This is a genomic window from Burkholderia puraquae (genome assembly GCF_002099195.1).
Taxonomy (GTDB): Bacteria; Pseudomonadota; Gammaproteobacteria; order Burkholderiales; family Burkholderiaceae; genus Burkholderia; species Burkholderia puraquae.
Map to the genome: position 1 here is coordinate 368,763 of NZ_NBYX01000004.1, position 15,782 is coordinate 384,544.

Consider the following 15,782-nt stretch of genomic DNA (forward strand, 5'->3'; position numbering starts at 1 on the left):
CCTGCCGCGGCCAGCCGCTCGCCGCGCGCCCGTTCAGCGCTCGCGCGATCCGAGCCCGAGCGCCTTCATCCGCCGGTACAACGTCCGCTCGCTCATCCCGACCTGCTCGGCGAGCGCCTTGCGCGTGCCGTCGAACGTGCGCGCGATGCGCACGAGCTCCGCATCCGACACGCCGCGCGCATCGGCCGCACGGTCCTGCGGCGCCGCCGATGCGGCGACCAGCTCGGCCGGCAGATGCTCGATCCGGATCGTCCCGTCGTCCGCGAATAGGCATGCGCGTTCGAGCACGTTGCGCAGCTCGCGGATATTGCCCGGCCAGGCATACGCATCGAGACACGCACGCGCGCGCTCGGTCAGCACGAACGGCCGCGCGCCCGCATCGCCCGCGCTGGCGCGCGCGTTCGCGATCCGCCGCAGGATCGACTCGGCCAGCAGCGCGACGTCCCCGCGCCGGTCGCGCAACGCCGGCAACGGAATCGGAAAAGCGTTGATCCGGTAGTAGAGGTCCTGCCGGAACCGGCCATCGTCGATCATCTCGCGCAGCGGCTTGTGCGTGGCCGCGACCAGCCGGAAATCCGCGCGCAGCGCCTCGACGCCGCCGACGCGGCGGAACGTGCCCGACTCGATCAGCCGCAGCAGCTTCACCTGCATCGGCAGCGGCACGTCGCCGATCTCGTCGAGAAACAGCGTGCCGCCCTGCGCGGTCTCGACGAGGCCCGGCTTGCGCTGGTTGGCCCCCGTGAACGCACCCTTCTCGTAACCGAACAGTTCGCTCTCGAACAGCGTCTCGGCGATCCCCGAGCAATCGACGACGACGAACGGCCCCATCGCGCGATCGCTCGCCTCGTGCAGCGCGCGGGCGAACAGTTCCTTGCCGGTGCCCGATTCGCCGAGCAGCAGCACCGGCAGCATCGAAGGCGCGACGCGCTGCAGTGCGCCGAGTGCCGCATTGAACGCGTCGGCGCCGCCGACGAGCCCTTCCGCACTGGGCTGCGCGGACGCGCTGCGCACCGTCGTCAGCCGCTCGACATAGGCGATCACGTTGCCGTGCGCATCGAAGATCGGCCGCAATTCGACGTCGACATGCTCGGGGCCGCGCGGCGTGTGGTGGATGTGCAGCACCCGGTTCAGGCTGCGCGATTCGAGCGCCTGCTTCATCGGGCAATGCTCGCCGGCCTGGTCGCACGGCACGTCGTAGTGATGCGAAACCTGGAAGCAGTGCCGGCCCACATGCTCGACGCCCGCGACGCCGAACTGGCGCCGGTACGCATCGTTCGCCGCGAGGATGCGGTAGTCGGGATCGACGACGATCATCGGCTGCGGGTCCTGCTCGAGATACGCGACGAGCGCGCGCACGTCGGGCATGACGTCGTGGCGCGGCGCGGGGACGATCGGGATGGTGTCGTGCGGATTCATGCGGACGCTCGGTGATGGGAGGCCTGACGAACTGCCAGGCAGACTGCCAATTCTGCCACGACACTGCCAGATGTGGCAGTCGGCAGCGGCGGCCGGATGCCGACGACGCCCGCCCATCGCCGCGGCCGCACCGAAAACCCGAGCCGAATCAAGTCCCTGGCAGATCGGCCGGTACCGTGGTGCAGGCTGGCACGCTTCTTGAGTTACCGATCCCGATTGCAGATGCAGAACCCGATCGAGGACACCCCGTGAGCCATGCCACCACACTGTCGGTCGAAGGCTTTTTCGACCCGGCGACCCACACCGTCAGCTATCTCCTGCTCGATACCGCGAGCCGCGCGTGCGCGCTGATCGACAGCGTGCTGGACTACGACCCGAAGTCCGGCCGCACGCACACGGCCAGCGCCGACCGGCTGATCGCCCGCGTCGCCGAACTCGGCGCGGACGTGCACTGGCTGCTGGAAACCCATGTGCACGCCGACCACCTGTCGGCCGCGCCGTACCTGAAGGAACACGTCGGCGGCCAGATCGCGATCGGCTCGCACGTGCGCCGCGTGCAGCACGTTTTCGGCACGCTGTTCAACGCGGGCCCCGGCTTCGCGCACGACGGCCGCCAGTTCGACCGGCTGCTCGACGACGGCGACACGCTCGCGCTCGGCGCGCTGACGATCCGCGCGCTGCATACGCCGGGCCACACGCCAGCATGCATGACCTACTGCGTCGACGATGCGACGCAGCGCACGGCGTTCGTCGGCGACACGCTGTTCATGCCCGACTACGGCACGGCCCGCTGCGACTTCCCCGGCGGCGACGCGCGCACGCTGTACCGCTCGATCGCGCGCGTGCTCGGCCTGCCGCCCGACACGCGCCTGTACCTGTGCCACGACTACCAGCCGGGCGGCCGCGACGTGCAGTTCGTGACGACCGTGGCCGAGCAGCGCCGCGCGAACGTGCATGTGAAGGACGGCGTGACCGAGGACGATTTCGTCGCGATGCGCACCGCGCGCGACGCGACGCTCGCGATGCCCGTGCTGATGCTGCCGTCCGTGCAGGTCAACATGCGCGCCGGCCACCTGCCCGAGCCCGAAAACAACGGCGTGCGCTACCTGAAGATCCCGCTCGACGCGATCTGAGCCGCGCGCCTTACCCGGAGAACCCCGACATGACCATCCGCAAGCTGACCGACGCGCTGTCGGTCTCGCCGCAGATCGCGGCGGCCGACCTGCCCGCGCTTCACGCGGCCGGCATCCGCGCGATCATCTGCAATCGCCCCGACGGCGAAGGCCCCGACCAGCCGACCGTCACCGAGATCCGCGCGGCCGCCGCGCCGCTCGGCATCGACGTGCATTACCTGCCGGTCGACACGGGCAAGGTGACCGACGACCAGGCCGCGCAGTTCGGCGCGCTCGTCGCATCGCTCGAAGGCCCGGTGCTCGCGTACTGCCGCAGCGGCACGCGTTCGGCCACGCTGTGGGCGCTGTCTCAAGCCGGCCTGCGCCCGCTGAACGATATCGTCGCGACGGCCGGCGCAGCCGGCTACGACCTGCGCGCGCTCGCCTCGCGTGTCGTGCAAGGCGGCAAGCAGGCAGCACCGGCCGTCGACGCGCGGCACGACATCGTGATCGTCGGCGCGGGCGCAGCCGGCATCGCGGTCGCGTCGAGCCTGCTTGCGCGCGACGCGTCGCTCGACATCGCGGTGATCGATCCGGCCGACGTCCACTACTACCAGCCGGGCTGGACAATGGTCGGCGCGGGCGTGTTCCGGCCCGACACCACCGCACGCCGGATGACCGACGTGCTGCCGCGCGGCGTACACCGGATCCAGGCCGCCGTCGCAGGCTTCGAACCCGACGCGCACGCGGTCGTGCTCGACGGCTGCCGCCGCATCGGGTATCGCAAGCTCGTCGTGTGCCCGGGGCTCAAGCTCGACTGGCACGCGATCGACGGCCTCGCCGACACGCTCGGCCGCAACGGCGTCACGTCGAACTACCGCTACGATCTCGCGCCGTACACATGGGAGCTCGTGCGCGCGTTCCGCGGCGGCAACGCGCTCTTCACGCAGCCGCCGATGCCCATCAAGTGCGCAGGCGCGCCGCAGAAAGCGATGTACCTGTCGTGCGATCACTGGCGGCGCGCGGGCCGCCTCGAGGCCGCGAACGTCGAGTTCCTGAATGCGGGCGGCGCGCTGTTCGGCGTCCCCGACTACGTGCCCGCGCTGATGGAGTATGTGAAAAGCTACGACATCGCGCTGTCGTTCGGCCACAACCTCGTCTCGATCGACGGGCCCGCGCGCCGCGCGACGTTCGCGCGCGCACTGCCCGACGGCGGCAAGGAAACCGTCGTGCGTTCGTTCGACGTGATCCACGTCGTGCCGCCGCAGAAGGCGCCCGACTTCGTGCGTTCGAGCCCGCTCGCCGATGCGGCCGGCTGGATCGACGTCGATCCGGCGACGCTGCGGCACCGGCAGTTCCCGGACATCTACGCGCTCGGCGACGCCACCAACACGACCAATGCGAAAACGGCCGCGGCCGCCCGCAAGCAGGCGCCCGTCGTCGCGCACAACCTGCTCGCCTCGCTCGGCCGCGCGCACGGCGACGCCGCGTACGACGGCTACGGTTCATGCCCGCTCACCGTCGAGCGCGGCAAGATCGTACTCGCCGAATTCCTGTACGGCGGCAAGGTCGCGCCGACCTTTCCCGCGTGGCTGATCGACGGCAAGCGCCCGTCACGGCTTGCGTGGCTGCTCAAGGAACGCGTGTTGCCGCCGCTCTACTGGAAGGCGATGCTCAAGGGCCGCGAATGGCTCGCGAAGCCCGCGATCGCACGTTGACCGGAGCCCGCTGACGTCATGCTGATTTCCCTCGTACTGGGCGGTTTCGTCGGTGCCGTGCTCGGCCTGACCGGTGCCGGCGGCGGCATCCTCGCGGTGCCCGCGCTCGTCGTCGGCATGAGCTGGCCGATGCAGCAGGCCACGCCCGTCGCGCTCGTCGCGGTGGCCGGCAGCGCCGCACTCGGCGCCCTCGAAGGTTTCCGCCGCGGGCTCGTGCGCTATCGCGCGGCACTGCTGATGGCCGTCGTCGGCGTGCCGCTGACCACGCTCGGCGTACGGCTCGCGCACGTGCTGCCGCAACGCCTGCTGCTCGCGCTGTTCGCGCTGACGATGCTGGTCGTCGCCGGCCGCCTGTTGCGGCAGGCGCTGCGGCACGCGCCGGTCGATGCGGAAGCGTCGCCGCTGTGCGTCGGCCGCGTGAACCCCGATACGGGCCGGCTCGTGTGGTCCTGGCCGGTCGGCGTCGCGCTTGCGTCGACCGGCGCGATGACGGGCCTGATGACGGGGCTGCTCGGCGTCGGCGGCGGCTTCGTGATCGTGCCGATGCTGCGCAAGTTCACGAACGTGTCGATGCATGGTGTCGTCGCGACGTCGCTGATGGTGATCGCGCTCGTCGGCACCGGCGGCGTGTTCGCAACGCTCGTGTCGGGCACGCGCGCACCGCTCGACGTGACGCTGTGGTTCACCGTCGCGACCGCGCTCGGCATGGCCGCCGGTCGCGGCGCGTCGCACCGCCTCGCCGCGCGGCACGTGCAGGCCGGGTTTGCGGCCGTGCTCGTGTGCGTCGCGCTCGGGCTGCTGGCGAAGGCGGCCTTCGGCGCGTGAGCCGGCGCACGATCGGGCGCGGGAATCGAGCCTGTGCCCGGTCGCTGACATCCTTCATCCGACGCGATCGCGTACTGACCGGCACCGACCAACGCGCAGCGCCACCAGACAAAACGCCCGGCCCGACTCGTCGTCGGCACCGGGCGTTTTTCATGGCGGTCGCAACCTGAACGTCAGGCCGCGAACCCCGCCATCCGCTTGCGCTCCTGGCGCAGCATCACGAAGTTCGCGATCACGACGCCGGCCGTCACCGCGACGATGAACAGCGTCGCGAGCGCGTTCATCTCCGGGTTCAGCCCGAGGCGCACGCGCGAGAACACCACGAGCGGCAGCGTCGTCGAGCCGGGGCCCGACAGGAACGCCGACAGCACGAGGTCGTCGATCGACAGCGTGAACGACAGCAGCCAGCCGGCGATCAGCGCCTGCGAGATCAGCGGCAGCGTGATCGTGAAGAACACCTTCAGCGGCGTCGCGCCGAGATCGAGCGCGGCTTCCTCCAGCGACGGGTTCAGCTCGCGCACGCGCGACTGCACGATGATCGCGACGTACGAGATGCACAGCATCACGTGGCCGAGCCAGATCGTGAAGACGCCACGCTCGGCCGGCCAGCCGATCCACTTCGCCAGTTCGATGAACAGCAGCAGCAGCGAGATCCCCTGGATCACCTCGGGAATCACGAGCGGCGCGTTGATCATCCCGCTGAACAGCGCGAAACCGCGAAAGCGCCCCATCCGCGCGAGCACGAAGCCGGCCCACGTGCCGATGAACACCGACGCAAACGCGGTCAGCACGCCGATCTTCAGCGACAGCCACGCGGCCGTCAGCAGCTCGTCGTCCTCCACGAGCGCCGAGTACCAGCGGAACGAGAAACCCGACCACACGGTGACGAGCTTCGACTCGTTGAACGAATAGACGATCAGGCTGATGATCGGGATGTACAGGAACGCGAAGCCGGCAAACAGCGCCGCGAACTGCAGGTAACGATTCGGCTTCATCGGCGGCCTCCCTGCTCCTTCGCCTGGAAGTGCTGGAACATCGCCATCGGCACGAGCAGCAGCAGCACCATCGCGCAGGTCACGGCCGACGCCATCGGCCAGTCTGCGTTGTTGAAGAACTCGTTCCACATCACGCGGCCGATCATCAGCGTGTTCGCGCCGCCGAGCAGCTCGGGAATCACGTACTCGCCCACCGCCGGGATGAACACCAGCAGGCAGCCCGCGATGATCCCGTTCTTCGACAGCGGCAGCGTGATCTGCACGAACGCCTTCCACGGCTTGGCGCCAAGGTCGTACGCGGCTTCGAGCAGGCGCAGGTCCATCTTCACCAGGTGCGCGTACAGCGGCATCACGAGGAACGGCAGGTACGAATACACCATCCCGATGTACACCGCGTAGTTGGTGCGATACAGCTCGATCGGCGTATGGGTCAGGCCGATCCACATCAGGAAGTTGTTCAGGAGCCCGTTATTCTTCAGGATGCCGATCCACGCGTACACGCGGATCAGGAACGACGTCCAGAACGGCAGCATCACGCCCATCATCAGCAGGTTGCGGGTTGCCGGGTTCGAACGCGCGATGTAGTACGCCATCGGATAGCCGATCAGCAGGCACAGCAGCGTCGTGATCGCGGCCACCCACACCGAGTTCACGTAAGTCGCGAAATACAGGCTGTCCGTGAACAGGAACGCGTAGTGCGACAGGTTCAGCGCGACGTGCACGACGCCGTCGGCATACGACGCGAGCTCCGTGTACGGCGGGATGCCGAGCTGCAGCTCCGCGAAACTGATCTTGACGACCAGCACGAACGGCACGAGGAAGAACAGCACGAGCCACGTGAACGGCCCCGCGACGACCGCCGTGGCGCCCGTCAGGTTGAAGCGCCGCACCGGCCACGAGAGCATGGACTTGAACGCGGTCATGACGTCAGCACCACGCCTGCGGTTGCGCTCCAGCGCACGTAGATCTCGTCGCCGAGCGCCGGCGTGTCGAGATCCGAAATCGCGAGGCTCGACACGTTCGCGATCACCGTCTTGCCCGCGTCGAGCTTCACGTGATACAGCGAGTAGCCGCCCATGTACGCAACGTTGCTGATCCGGCCGCGCGCCCAGTTGAACGCGCCTTCGGGCGGCTTGCGCGTGAGCGCGATTCGTTCGGGGCGCACCGACACCGTGACCGGCATCCCGAGCGGGCCCGAGATCCCGTGGCTCACGTACAGCCGGCTCGGCAGTTCCGGCGACTCGATGTACACGTGATCGGGTTCGTCCTCGACGGTCACGCCTTCGAACAGGTTCGTCGAGCCGATGAATTCGGCCGAGAAGCGGCTGTTCGGATATTCGTACACTTCGTTCGGCGAGCCGATCTGCACGATCTGCCCTTCGCTCATCACCGCGAGGCGATTGGCCATCGTCATCGCTTCTTCCTGGTCGTGCGTGACCATGATGCAGGTGACGCCGACCTTGTTCAGGATGTTGACGAGCTCGATCTGCGTGCGCTGGCGGATCTGCTTGTCGAGTGCGGACATCGGCTCGTCGAGCAGCAGCAGCTTCGGGCGCTTGACCAGCGAACGCGCGAGCGCGACGCGCTGCTGCTGGCCGCCCGACAGTTGATGCGGCTTGCGCTTCGCGTACTTGCTCATCTGCACGAGTTCGAGCGCCGTGGCCACGCGCTCCTTCAGCTCGGCCTTCGGCGTGCCTTCCTGCTTGAGACCGAACGCGACGTTCGACTCGACCGACATGTGCGGGAACAGCGCATACGACTGGAACATCATGTTCACGGGCCGCTTGTACGGCGGCATCTGCGCGAGGTCCTCGCCGTCGATCAGGATCTTGCCCGACGTGACCGTCTCGAGGCCCGCGAGCATCCGCAGCAGCGTCGACTTGCCGCAGCCCGAGCTGCCGAGCAGCGCGAACAGCTCGCCCTGGCGCACGGTCAGGTTGACGCTGCGCACGGCTTCGGTGTCGCCGAATTTCTTGACGACGTCGACGATCTGGACAAAGTTCTCGGCGCGCGCATCGGCGCCGGAGGAGGAAACGGAGGACGGCGCGCCCGCGACCGGCGCACCCGACTGGCTATTCATGATGTGCTGCTTCTCTCCTGCGTTGAACGAACAAAGCCCCCGGGGGCACCAGGGGCTTCATGACTGCTGGGAACACCGGCTCGTGTCAGCGGCCCGACTTCAGCTCGGTCCACAGACGCGTCTGCAGACGCTGGATTTCAGGCGGCAGCGGCTTGAGCAGGAACAGCGTCTTCACGACGTCGGCCGGCGGATAGACGGCCGGGTCGTTCGCGACGTCCGGCCGCACGTACTTGCGGGCCTCGGCGTTGGCGCTCGGGTAGTACACCGCGTTCGTGATCGCCGCGTGCACCTTCGGATCCTCGATGTAGTTGATCCACTGCAGCGCGGCATCCTTGTTCTTCGCATCCTTCGGGATCGCCATCACGTCGAACCACACCGGCGCGCCGCCCTTCGGGATGTAGTACTCGACCTTGTACGGCTTCTTCGCCTCGATCGCGCGATGCTTCGCGATCACGACGTCGCCCGACCAGCCGAACGCGAAGCAGATGTCGCCACCGACCAGGTCGTTGATGTAACCCGACGAGTTGAATTGCGTGATGTACGGGCGGATCTTCTTCAGCACTTCCATCGCGGCCTTGTAGTCGGCCGGGTTCGTGCTCATCGGATCCTTGCCGATGTAGTGCAGCGTCGCCGCGAACATCTGGTCGGGTGCATCGAGCACCGACACGCCGCAGGTCTTCAGCTTCGAGATGTTTTCGGGCTTGAACAGGATGTCCCAGTTGTCGAGCGGCACCTTGCCGAGCGCCTGCTGCGCCTTCGTCAGGTTGTATGCAAGGCCGGTCGTGCCGTATGCCCAGGGCACCGAGTATTTGTTGCCCGGATCCGCGCCGGCGACGAGCGCCATCAGTTGCGGATCGAGGTTCTTGAGGTTCGGCAGCTTCGACTTGTCGAGCGGCGCGAAGATGCCGGCGGCGATCTGCTTGCCTGCGTAGTTGCTGGTCGGCACGACGATGTCGTAACCCGAGCTGCCCGTCAGCAGCTTCGCCTGCAGCGTGTCGTCGCTGTCGTAGTTGTCGTAGCGGACCTTGACGCCCGTCTGCTTCTCGAAGTTCGGGATCGTGTCCTTCGCAATGTAGTCCGACCAGTTATAGACATTGAGCTGCGTATCCTTCGCCGCTGCCGCCGACGCACCCACGCACAGCGCGAGCGCTGCGAACCGGCCCACTACCTTTGCTTTCATCCCGTTCTCCCTACGGCCGGACCTTGTGTCCGGCTGCCGTCTGCCTCGTCATGGCGGCGCATTCTGGCGCGCCGCCCCTCGAAAACCCCGAAAACTACCATCATTCGCGCCCCGTCACAAAAAAATCATGCCGGTGTCGCGCAAACGGAACAGATTCCCGCCGCCGGCCGGTCTGGCCGCCCGTGCGGCGGGGCGCTCCCGGGGATTCTATCGGGTAATCGGCGGCTGTCCACCGGGAAAAGCAGCGGAAGGTGAAACCGCGTTCGCCGGCCCGGTACGCAAACCGTTCGGCGGCAGCGGTCGCGCCCGATGCTCGCCCGTCCTGTCACGCCCCTGCGCCCGTACGGCATGCCGGCCGCACCCGCCCGGCCGTCCGGCCGCGATGCATTAAAATGGCGGCTGACGATTCAACTGCGTGAACCCTTCCGATGGCCTCCAATCTCCACGACCTGCCCGACAGCCCCTGCATCGGCGTGTGCTCGACCCTCTTCGACGAAGTCTGCAAGGGCTGCGGCCGCACGGCTGCCGAAGTGTCGAACTGGGTGTTCCTGAGCGACGACGAAAAGCGCGCGGTGTGGGAGCGCATCACGCGCGAAGGCACCGCGATGCGCTTCCAGTACGACAAGCTGTAAATCCGCCGCGCATAAAAAAAGCGGCATGCCGACCGCCATGCCGCCAACCCCAACTCTGTTCTTTTCCCGCCGCGCGTCCGCGTCTAGAACTTCATCCCGACGCCCACGCCGACGATCAGCGGATCGATGTGCAGCGTGCCGATGCCCTTGTCGCCGAGCGTCGCATCGGTGCTCATCCAGATCTTCTTCACGTCGACGTTCATGAAGACCTTCTTCGTCAGTTGCACGTCCACGCCGAACTGCAGCGCCGGGCCGAAGCTGCTCTTGTTGATCGATACGCCCTCGCCGCCAACGTTGAGCCCGTTGTTGTAGAAGTACGTGTAGTTCACGCCCGCGCCAACGTACGGACGCACCTTCCCGGCATGGTTGAAGTGGTACTGCAGCAGCAGCGTCGGCGGCAGCACACCCACACCGCCGAGATTGCCGACGCTCGACGTCAGCTGGTGCCGCGACGTGCCGAGAATCAGCTCGACGCCCAGGTAGTCGCGGATCATGTACGTGAAGTCGAGCTCGGGCACGATCGCGTTGTTCACGCCGACGTTCAGCGCACCCAGCGTGTCGCTCGCGCGTTCGTTCGGCTGGATGCTGATCGCGCGCAGCCGGACCAGGACGTCGCCCTGGTTGATGCCGTCGCCCGGCGAGGCCGCGTGCGACAGCGAAGGCATCGCGGCGAAAGCGGCTGCAACGGCCGCAGCGGTAACACAGGTTCGAATCGTTTTATGCATGGTACGGACCCCCAAAGAATGGTTCCATTTTCCCTGTAGGGTCTTTTCGTCGTCTTGATATCCGTCAAGCCAGCGTAAACGTGGGACGGTTTGCCGCAGGCTCGGTCGCACTGCCCGTCAGCAGCAGGTCGAGCAGATCGCGCACGCTGCGGATCGCTTGGCCGAACGGCAACGCTTCGCGGCCGCGAAAGAACAGCCCGTTCGCGACGTCGCCGCGCAACGCGGCTGCAAGCCGCGTGTCGATGCAGAAATGGCCGAACTTCTCGATGCCGTCGCGCAAGCCGCAGACGCTCAGGCATTCGAGCGCGGTCGGGCAGCGCTGCTTCAGCGCGCCGAGCTTGTTGCGGATGCGCGTCTCGTTGCGCAGGTAACGATCGAGCCACGGCGTCTTCACCGCGCGTGCGGGCAGCCCCGTCACGCTGACGAATTCGACGATGTCGTCGGGTGTCGCGTCGGCCAGCACGCGCTTGAAGTGCGGATGCGCATCGCCCTCTTCCGTCACCGCGAACGGCGTCCCGACCTGCACGCCGTTCGCGCCGGCCTCGAACGCCGCGCGCACCGAGTCGTGACCGTTGATCCCGCCCGCAACGATCAGCGGGATCGTTTCGCGCGCGAGACCGAGCGACGCCATCACCTGGGCGGTCTCGTCGAGCACGCGTGCGAAATCGAAACGACGGTCGTGCATGTCGTCGATCTGCGTGACGCCGAGATGGCCGCCTGCATGCGCCGGATGCTCGATCACGATCGCGTCGGGCAGGCGCCCCTTCTTCATCCACTTCTTCAGCACGAGCGAAATCCCGCGGCTGTCCGACAGGATCGGAATCAGCGCGATGTCGTGTCCTTGCGTGAGATCGGGCAGGTCGAGCGGCAGGCCCGCGCCCATCACGATCGCGTCCGCGCCTTCGTCGCACGCGACCCGCACGTAGTCCGCATGCGCGCTCACGGCCTTCATCACGTTGACCGCGATCATCCCGCGCCCTTCGCTGTAGGTCTTCGCGAGGCGGATCTCGCGTGCGAGCGCCTCGAGGTTTGCGGCCTCGAGCGTCGCGCGATCGGGTTGCGCGCGGCAACGCGCGAGCAGGTCCGCATGATGATGGCGCAGGTCGATGCTCGCGATCGTGCCGACCGCGCCTTCGCGCGCGACGCTGCCTGCCAGCCGGTGCGCGGAGATGCCGACGCCCATGCCGCCCTGCACGACAGGCAACAAGGTGCGGCCGCGAATCGTCAGCGGCGGAAAGGAAGTGCGTACGGTCATCTGAAACCTCGTCGGAACATCGGAACCGCGATGATCGACGATCCACCGCCGCGCACCTTGACGGCCGTCAATAAAAAAACGGCACGCGAGCGTGCCGTTTCCGTTTCATGCCACGAGAAGCGCTCAGGCAGGCTTCGCCGGCTTCAACTGCATCGACTTGTACTCGAGATACTCTTCGAGCCCGTACACGCCGTTCTCGCGGCCGTGCCCCGACTGCTTGTAGCCGCCGAACGGCGCGGCCATGTTCCACGTGCCGCCGTTGATGTCGACCTGCCCCGTGCGGATGCGGCGCGCGATGCCCATCGCGCGTTCGTCGCTGCCGGCCCACACCGCGCCGCCGAGCCCGTACGGCGAATCGTTCGCGATCCGCACGGCCTCGTCTTCATCGCGATACGTGATGATCGACAGCACCGGCCCGAAGATTTCTTCCTGCGCGATCGTCGATTTCGGATCGACGCGGCCGAACACGGTCGGCTTCACGAAGAAACCCTTCGCGAGCCCCTCCGGCAGGCCCGTGCCGCCCGTCACGAGCTCCGCGCCTTCGTCGATCCCGCGCTGGATGTATGCCTGCACGCGCTGCTGCTGCACGGCCGATGCAAGCGCACCGAGGCGCGTCGCGTCCTGCCGCGGATCGCCGGCGACGTAGGTTTCAGCCGCCGCCTTCGCGATCGCGCGCGCCTCGTCGTAGCGTGCTTCCGGTACCAGCATGCGCGTGTGCGCCGAGCAGGTCTGCCCCGCGTTCAGGTAGCACGCGTTGACCGTGCCCTTCACCGCCACTGCGAAATCGGCATCGTCGAGAATCACCGATGCCGACTTGCCGCCCAATTCGAGCGCGACGCGCTTGACACCCGCGGCCGCCAGCTCGGCCACGCGCTTGCCCGCGCGCGTCGAGCCCGTGAACGACACCATGTCGACGTCCGGATCGGTGGCCAGCACCTCGCCGACCACCGGGCCGTAGCCGCACACGAGGTTGAACACGCCGGCCGGCAGCCCGGCTTCGTGAATCGCCTCGGCGAGCATGAACGCATTGAGCGGCGCGACTTCGGACGGCTTCAGGACGACCGTGCAGCCGGCCGCGAGCGCCGGCGCGACCTTCAGCGTGACCTGGTTGAGCGGGTAGTTCCACGGCGTGATCGCCGCGACGACGCCGACCGGCTCGCGCACGACGAGCGAGTTGCCGACCTGTGCCTCGAACTCGAACGACTCGGCGAGCTTCGCGTACGCCTTCCAGTTGTAGATCGGGCCGCCCACCTGGATCGCGCGCGACAGCTTGATCGGCATCCCGACTTCGCCGGTGATCGACTGCGCGAGTTCCTCGCTGCGCGCCTGCAGATGCTCGACGATCTTGCGCAGGTAGCCCGCGCGCGTCGCGGCCGGCGTGGCCGCCCAGGCGTCGAACGCTGCGCGTGCCGCGCGGATCGCGTCCTGCGCGTCGGATGCGACGCCTTCCGGAATCCGGCCGATCACGGCCTCGGTACCCGAGTCGATCACGTCGATCGTGCCGGTGCCGGCCGGTTTGCGCCACGCGCCGTCGATGTAGAACTGGTCGTAGATTTTCATCGTTTTCCGCCTCCAGGAAAGCCGACATTCTAGCGAGCGTTTCGGTCGGCCGGTGTGACGATTGACAGCTATTAGAAAGGTCTTTAGCCTCGGCGCCTCATTCATCATAAGAAAGGAGAATGCCTTGAGCATCCTGACCAGAATCGAGGGCGGCTATCTTCAGGTACTGCGCGTGATCGTGCTGTTGTTCGCGACCGCAGTCCTGATCGGCGGGGTCATATTCGGCGCGATCGCACTCGATGCGCGCCTGTCGAAACCGCCGAAGGTCGATTCGGCCATCCAGGTCGATCCGGCATCGTTCGCGTGGGAGGACGATGCACCCGCCAAGGCCACGCCGGCCGCCGACGGGGCGGCAGCCAAGGACGACGGCGCGTCACCCGCGCTGCGCCTGTCGACGCAACTGTCCGGCATCGTGCAGAAACACGGCCGGGCGGCCCTGTCGCCGGACTACGCGGTCGATCGCGACGCGTACGAGCCGTCGTTCCAGCGCGTGCTCGGCGACGACGACCATCCGGACGTCGCGTACTACGAGCAGCAGATCGCGTATCTCGACAAGGTGCTGTCGCGTACGGACGTCGCGGCCAGCGTCAAGAAGAAGGTCACCGGGCACGGCGACGAGTATGCACGCGAGCAGGCATATACCCACGTCGTGTCGGCGGTCATGCGCGACTTCTCCGAGCGCTACGACGCACGCCGGACCGCGATCGACGACGAGAAGAAGGCCGCGGAAGAGACCGCTGCCGAGAACGGCCAGACCGCGCGCTACGCCGGCGTCGCCGCACTCGTCGCGCTGTATTCGTTCGTGTCGCTCGCGGTGCTGATCATCCTGATCCGCGTCGAGCGCAGCATCCGCTCGATCGCGCGCGCCACGGCCACGACGACCTGATCCCGCTCATCCGTCGGCCCGCGCGCCGAGCTGCGGCGGGCCCGGCACCGGGCCCGCTTCGCGGCGCAGCCGGCCGGTTCGCGGCCGCCTCTTCGCGCGGGGTTCCTCACGCGCTCCCGCGCTTTCCGCTCCCGCAGCACCCTCACTTCCCCGTCGGCCATCCACGCCGGCGCAGCGTCCGTTTCGCCGCCGCCATGTCAGGATCCGCCCGGGTGCGCGGCCGGGCCCGCATCGTGCTATGTTTTTATTATCGGCACCGGCCCACTGCAACCGGCGCCGCCCGGAATCGACGTATTTCGTGAGCGCTGCCATGTCCGACGCACCCCATATCCTCGGCTCGCAAGACCGCCTGGAGCTGCTTTGCTGGCTCACCTGCGGCAATCTCGGCGCGTTTTACCTCAACGAATCGTGGCCGGACGCCACGTTCCAGGTCCAGGCCGCGCACCGCTGGCTCGACCGCCATCACCGTCAGGCCGACTGGCTCGTGATCGCCAGGCTCGCCGCGCTCGCGCAGGACATCGCGAAGCGGCACGCCGGGTTCGTCGATGCATCGTGGGCGCGCGACGCGGTCGAGGAAATCGTCGATACCGACGATCTCGACTATCGGGCGAAACTCGTGCAATGGGTCTACGAAGACTGCTGCAAGGCGCTCGCCGACAAGCGGCTGGCCGACTGAGCCCATACGTGCAGGCCGCGGCATATCGCGCGGCCGTCCGTCTTTTCGTCGATGCACGCGCGGCAGCCGCGATAACCGACGGGCACGGTACGCCTCGCACCGCACCCTGCGCCGGGACGCTTACAGCAGCGACTTCGCCTGCGTCAGCACCTTGTCGCAGATCTGCCTGGTCACCTGCTGCTTCAGGCCGCCGCCGCTCAGGTCGAGCTTGCTGCCGTTGCCGGCGTCGAGGATCCCGCTCGCGCCGCTGGAATAGCCGCTGTCGGACGACGCATTGCCGCCGAGCTTGCCCATCAGCGCGTCCTTCACCGACGACGCGCCGCCGGACGCCCCGCCGAGATAGTTGTTCTGGATGCAGAACTGCAGCAGGCCCGCGACGTTGCCGGTGCTGCCCGGCATCAGCGACGAACCGCCGCCGCCTGTCAATGCGCCGCCGAGGCCGCCGAGGTTGCCGAGCGCACCGCCCGCGCTGCCGCCTGAGTCGCCGCCGCCGACCTGCTTCAGGACATCGCCAAGCTGCGCATGCGCCACCGAAAACGGCGCGAGCAATCCGATCAGCGCGCCGGCAACGGTCGCGCGGTATAGACGTGCATTCATGTGAAGCCTCCCGGTTGTGACTGCGTGAGTTCCGCGAATCGAATCCAAGGATACTCAATCAACCTGTGCATGACAGCCCCTGCGCCGCCGACAAACGCACGCGGCGGCCCGATTTTTCGACAATT

At 67.5% G+C, this 15,782-nt stretch carries 15 protein-coding genes; 6 read left to right on the forward strand and 9 right to left on the reverse strand.

Translation table 11 applies throughout. From position 1 onward, the window contains the following. Positions 1-33: 33 nt before the first annotated feature. Positions 34-1,416, reverse strand: coding sequence for a sigma-54 interaction domain-containing protein (locus B7G54_RS11085; RefSeq protein ID WP_085039134.1), 1,383 nt, complete (start codon positions 1,414-1,416; stop codon positions 34-36). Between the two features lie 248 nt (positions 1,417-1,664). On the opposite strand from B7G54_RS11085, the gene B7G54_RS11090 reads away from it, so the two are divergent. Genes B7G54_RS11090 through B7G54_RS11100 form a run of 3 tightly spaced genes read left to right on the forward strand, consistent with a single transcriptional unit; the run spans position 1,665 to position 5,071 of the window. Then, entirely contained in the window at positions 1,665-2,549 is an 885-nt protein-coding gene (locus tag B7G54_RS11090) for an MBL fold metallo-hydrolase (RefSeq protein ID WP_085039135.1), read from the forward strand. Between the two features lie 29 nt (positions 2,550-2,578). Further along, the gene (locus B7G54_RS11095) at positions 2,579-4,246 is read left to right on the forward strand and encodes a bifunctional protein tyrosine phosphatase family protein/NAD(P)/FAD-dependent oxidoreductase (protein ID WP_085039136.1); all 1,668 of its coding nucleotides are present in this window, start codon (positions 2,579-2,581) and stop codon (positions 4,244-4,246) included. An 18-nt stretch (positions 4,247-4,264) separates the two neighbouring features. After that, positions 4,265-5,071 carry a sulfite exporter TauE/SafE family protein gene (locus tag B7G54_RS11100; RefSeq protein WP_085039137.1) on the forward strand — a complete coding sequence of 269 codons (807 nt, stop codon included), beginning with the start codon at positions 4,265-4,267 and terminating at the stop codon, positions 5,069-5,071. A 173-nt stretch (positions 5,072-5,244) separates the two neighbouring features. On the opposite strand, the gene B7G54_RS11105 is transcribed toward B7G54_RS11100, so the two are convergent. From B7G54_RS11105 to B7G54_RS11120, 4 genes are all read right to left on the reverse strand, one after another. Beyond that, entirely contained in the window at positions 5,245-6,066 is an 822-nt protein-coding gene (locus B7G54_RS11105) for an ABC transporter permease subunit (protein ID WP_085039138.1), read from the reverse strand. After that, the gene (locus B7G54_RS11110) at positions 6,063-6,989 is read right to left on the reverse strand and encodes an ABC transporter permease subunit (protein ID WP_085039139.1); all 927 of its coding nucleotides are present in this window, start codon (positions 6,987-6,989) and stop codon (positions 6,063-6,065) included. Before B7G54_RS11110 ends, B7G54_RS11105 begins: the two co-directional genes overlap by 4 nt. After that, entirely contained in the window at positions 6,986-8,146 is a 1,161-nt protein-coding gene (locus tag B7G54_RS11115) for an ABC transporter ATP-binding protein (protein WP_085039140.1), read from the reverse strand. The genes B7G54_RS11110 and B7G54_RS11115 overlap by 4 nt, the downstream gene beginning before the upstream one ends. Positions 8,147-8,231: 85 nt before the next feature. After that, the gene (locus B7G54_RS11120) at positions 8,232-9,326 is read right to left on the reverse strand and encodes a polyamine ABC transporter substrate-binding protein (protein WP_085039141.1); all 1,095 of its coding nucleotides are present in this window, start codon (positions 9,324-9,326) and stop codon (positions 8,232-8,234) included. A gap of 428 nt (positions 9,327-9,754) precedes the next feature. Between B7G54_RS11120 and B7G54_RS11125 the strand changes: the two genes are divergently transcribed. After that, positions 9,755-9,958: a DUF1289 domain-containing protein gene (locus B7G54_RS11125; RefSeq protein ID WP_006493160.1), complete on the forward strand. Its 204-nt coding sequence runs from the start codon at positions 9,755-9,757 to the stop codon at positions 9,956-9,958. Positions 9,959-10,041: 83 nt separating this feature from the next. Here the strand turns inward: B7G54_RS11125 and B7G54_RS11130 are convergent, their stop codons facing one another. The 3 genes from B7G54_RS11130 to B7G54_RS11140 form a co-directional block, all read right to left on the reverse strand. Continuing rightward, positions 10,042-10,683 (reverse strand): OmpW/AlkL family protein, encoded by a 642-nt coding sequence (locus B7G54_RS11130; protein ID WP_085039142.1) that lies wholly within the window; start codon positions 10,681-10,683, stop codon positions 10,042-10,044. Positions 10,684-10,747: 64 nt separating this feature from the next. Then, on the reverse strand, positions 10,748-11,938 hold the full coding sequence (locus tag B7G54_RS11135) for an NAD(P)H-dependent flavin oxidoreductase (protein WP_085039143.1): 1,191 nt from the start codon (positions 11,936-11,938) through the stop codon (positions 10,748-10,750). A 123-nt stretch (positions 11,939-12,061) separates the two neighbouring features. Next, on the reverse strand, positions 12,062-13,498 hold the full coding sequence (locus B7G54_RS11140) for an aldehyde dehydrogenase family protein (RefSeq protein ID WP_085039144.1): 1,437 nt from the start codon (positions 13,496-13,498) through the stop codon (positions 12,062-12,064). A 124-nt stretch (positions 13,499-13,622) separates the two neighbouring features. On the opposite strand from B7G54_RS11140, the gene B7G54_RS11145 reads away from it, so the two are divergent. Together B7G54_RS11145 and B7G54_RS11150 are read left to right on the forward strand one after the other, a co-directional pair. Beyond that, positions 13,623-14,384: a hypothetical protein gene (locus tag B7G54_RS11145; protein WP_085039145.1), complete on the forward strand. Its 762-nt coding sequence runs from the start codon at positions 13,623-13,625 to the stop codon at positions 14,382-14,384. A gap of 310 nt (positions 14,385-14,694) precedes the next feature. Continuing rightward, the gene (locus tag B7G54_RS11150; protein ID WP_011352206.1) at positions 14,695-15,060 is read left to right on the forward strand and encodes a hypothetical protein; all 366 of its coding nucleotides are present in this window, start codon (positions 14,695-14,697) and stop codon (positions 15,058-15,060) included. Positions 15,061-15,180: 120 nt separating this feature from the next. Here B7G54_RS11150 and B7G54_RS11155 read toward each other — a convergent pair whose 3' ends face one another. Beyond that, positions 15,181-15,657 (reverse strand): YjjA family protein, encoded by a 477-nt coding sequence (locus tag B7G54_RS11155; RefSeq protein WP_085039146.1) that lies wholly within the window; start codon positions 15,655-15,657, stop codon positions 15,181-15,183. Positions 15,658-15,782 lie beyond the last annotated feature (125 nt).

What these genes read in the sequence shown, in the direction of transcription:
- B7G54_RS11135 (WP_085039143.1), bottom strand. Translation starts at nt 11,938, where the DNA reads ATGACCGTACGCACTTCCTTTCCGCCGCTGACGATTCGCGGCCGCACC.
- B7G54_RS11125 (WP_006493160.1), top strand. Translation starts at nt 9,755, where the DNA reads ATGGCCTCCAATCTCCACGACCTGCCCGACAGCCCCTGCATCGGCGTG.
- B7G54_RS11155 (WP_085039146.1), bottom strand. Translation starts at nt 15,657, where the DNA reads ATGAATGCACGTCTATACCGCGCGACCGTTGCCGGCGCGCTGATCGGA.
- B7G54_RS11140 (WP_085039144.1), bottom strand. Translation starts at nt 13,498, where the DNA reads ATGAAAATCTACGACCAGTTCTACATCGACGGCGCGTGGCGCAAACCG.
- B7G54_RS11110 (WP_085039139.1), bottom strand. Translation starts at nt 6,989, where the DNA reads ATGACCGCGTTCAAGTCCATGCTCTCGTGGCCGGTGCGGCGCTTCAAC.
- B7G54_RS11150 (WP_011352206.1), top strand. Translation starts at nt 14,695, where the DNA reads ATGTCCGACGCACCCCATATCCTCGGCTCGCAAGACCGCCTGGAGCTG.
- B7G54_RS11095 (WP_085039136.1), top strand. Translation starts at nt 2,579, where the DNA reads ATGACCATCCGCAAGCTGACCGACGCGCTGTCGGTCTCGCCGCAGATC.
- B7G54_RS11120 (WP_085039141.1), bottom strand. Translation starts at nt 9,326, where the DNA reads ATGAAAGCAAAGGTAGTGGGCCGGTTCGCAGCGCTCGCGCTGTGCGTG.
- B7G54_RS11115 (WP_085039140.1), bottom strand. Translation starts at nt 8,146, where the DNA reads ATGAATAGCCAGTCGGGTGCGCCGGTCGCGGGCGCGCCGTCCTCCGTT.
- B7G54_RS11105 (WP_085039138.1), bottom strand. Translation starts at nt 6,066, where the DNA reads ATGAAGCCGAATCGTTACCTGCAGTTCGCGGCGCTGTTTGCCGGCTTC.
- B7G54_RS11130 (WP_085039142.1), bottom strand. Translation starts at nt 10,683, where the DNA reads ATGCATAAAACGATTCGAACCTGTGTTACCGCTGCGGCCGTTGCAGCC.
- B7G54_RS11085 (WP_085039134.1), bottom strand. Translation starts at nt 1,416, where the DNA reads ATGAATCCGCACGACACCATCCCGATCGTCCCCGCGCCGCGCCACGAC.
- B7G54_RS11100 (WP_085039137.1), top strand. Translation starts at nt 4,265, where the DNA reads ATGCTGATTTCCCTCGTACTGGGCGGTTTCGTCGGTGCCGTGCTCGGC.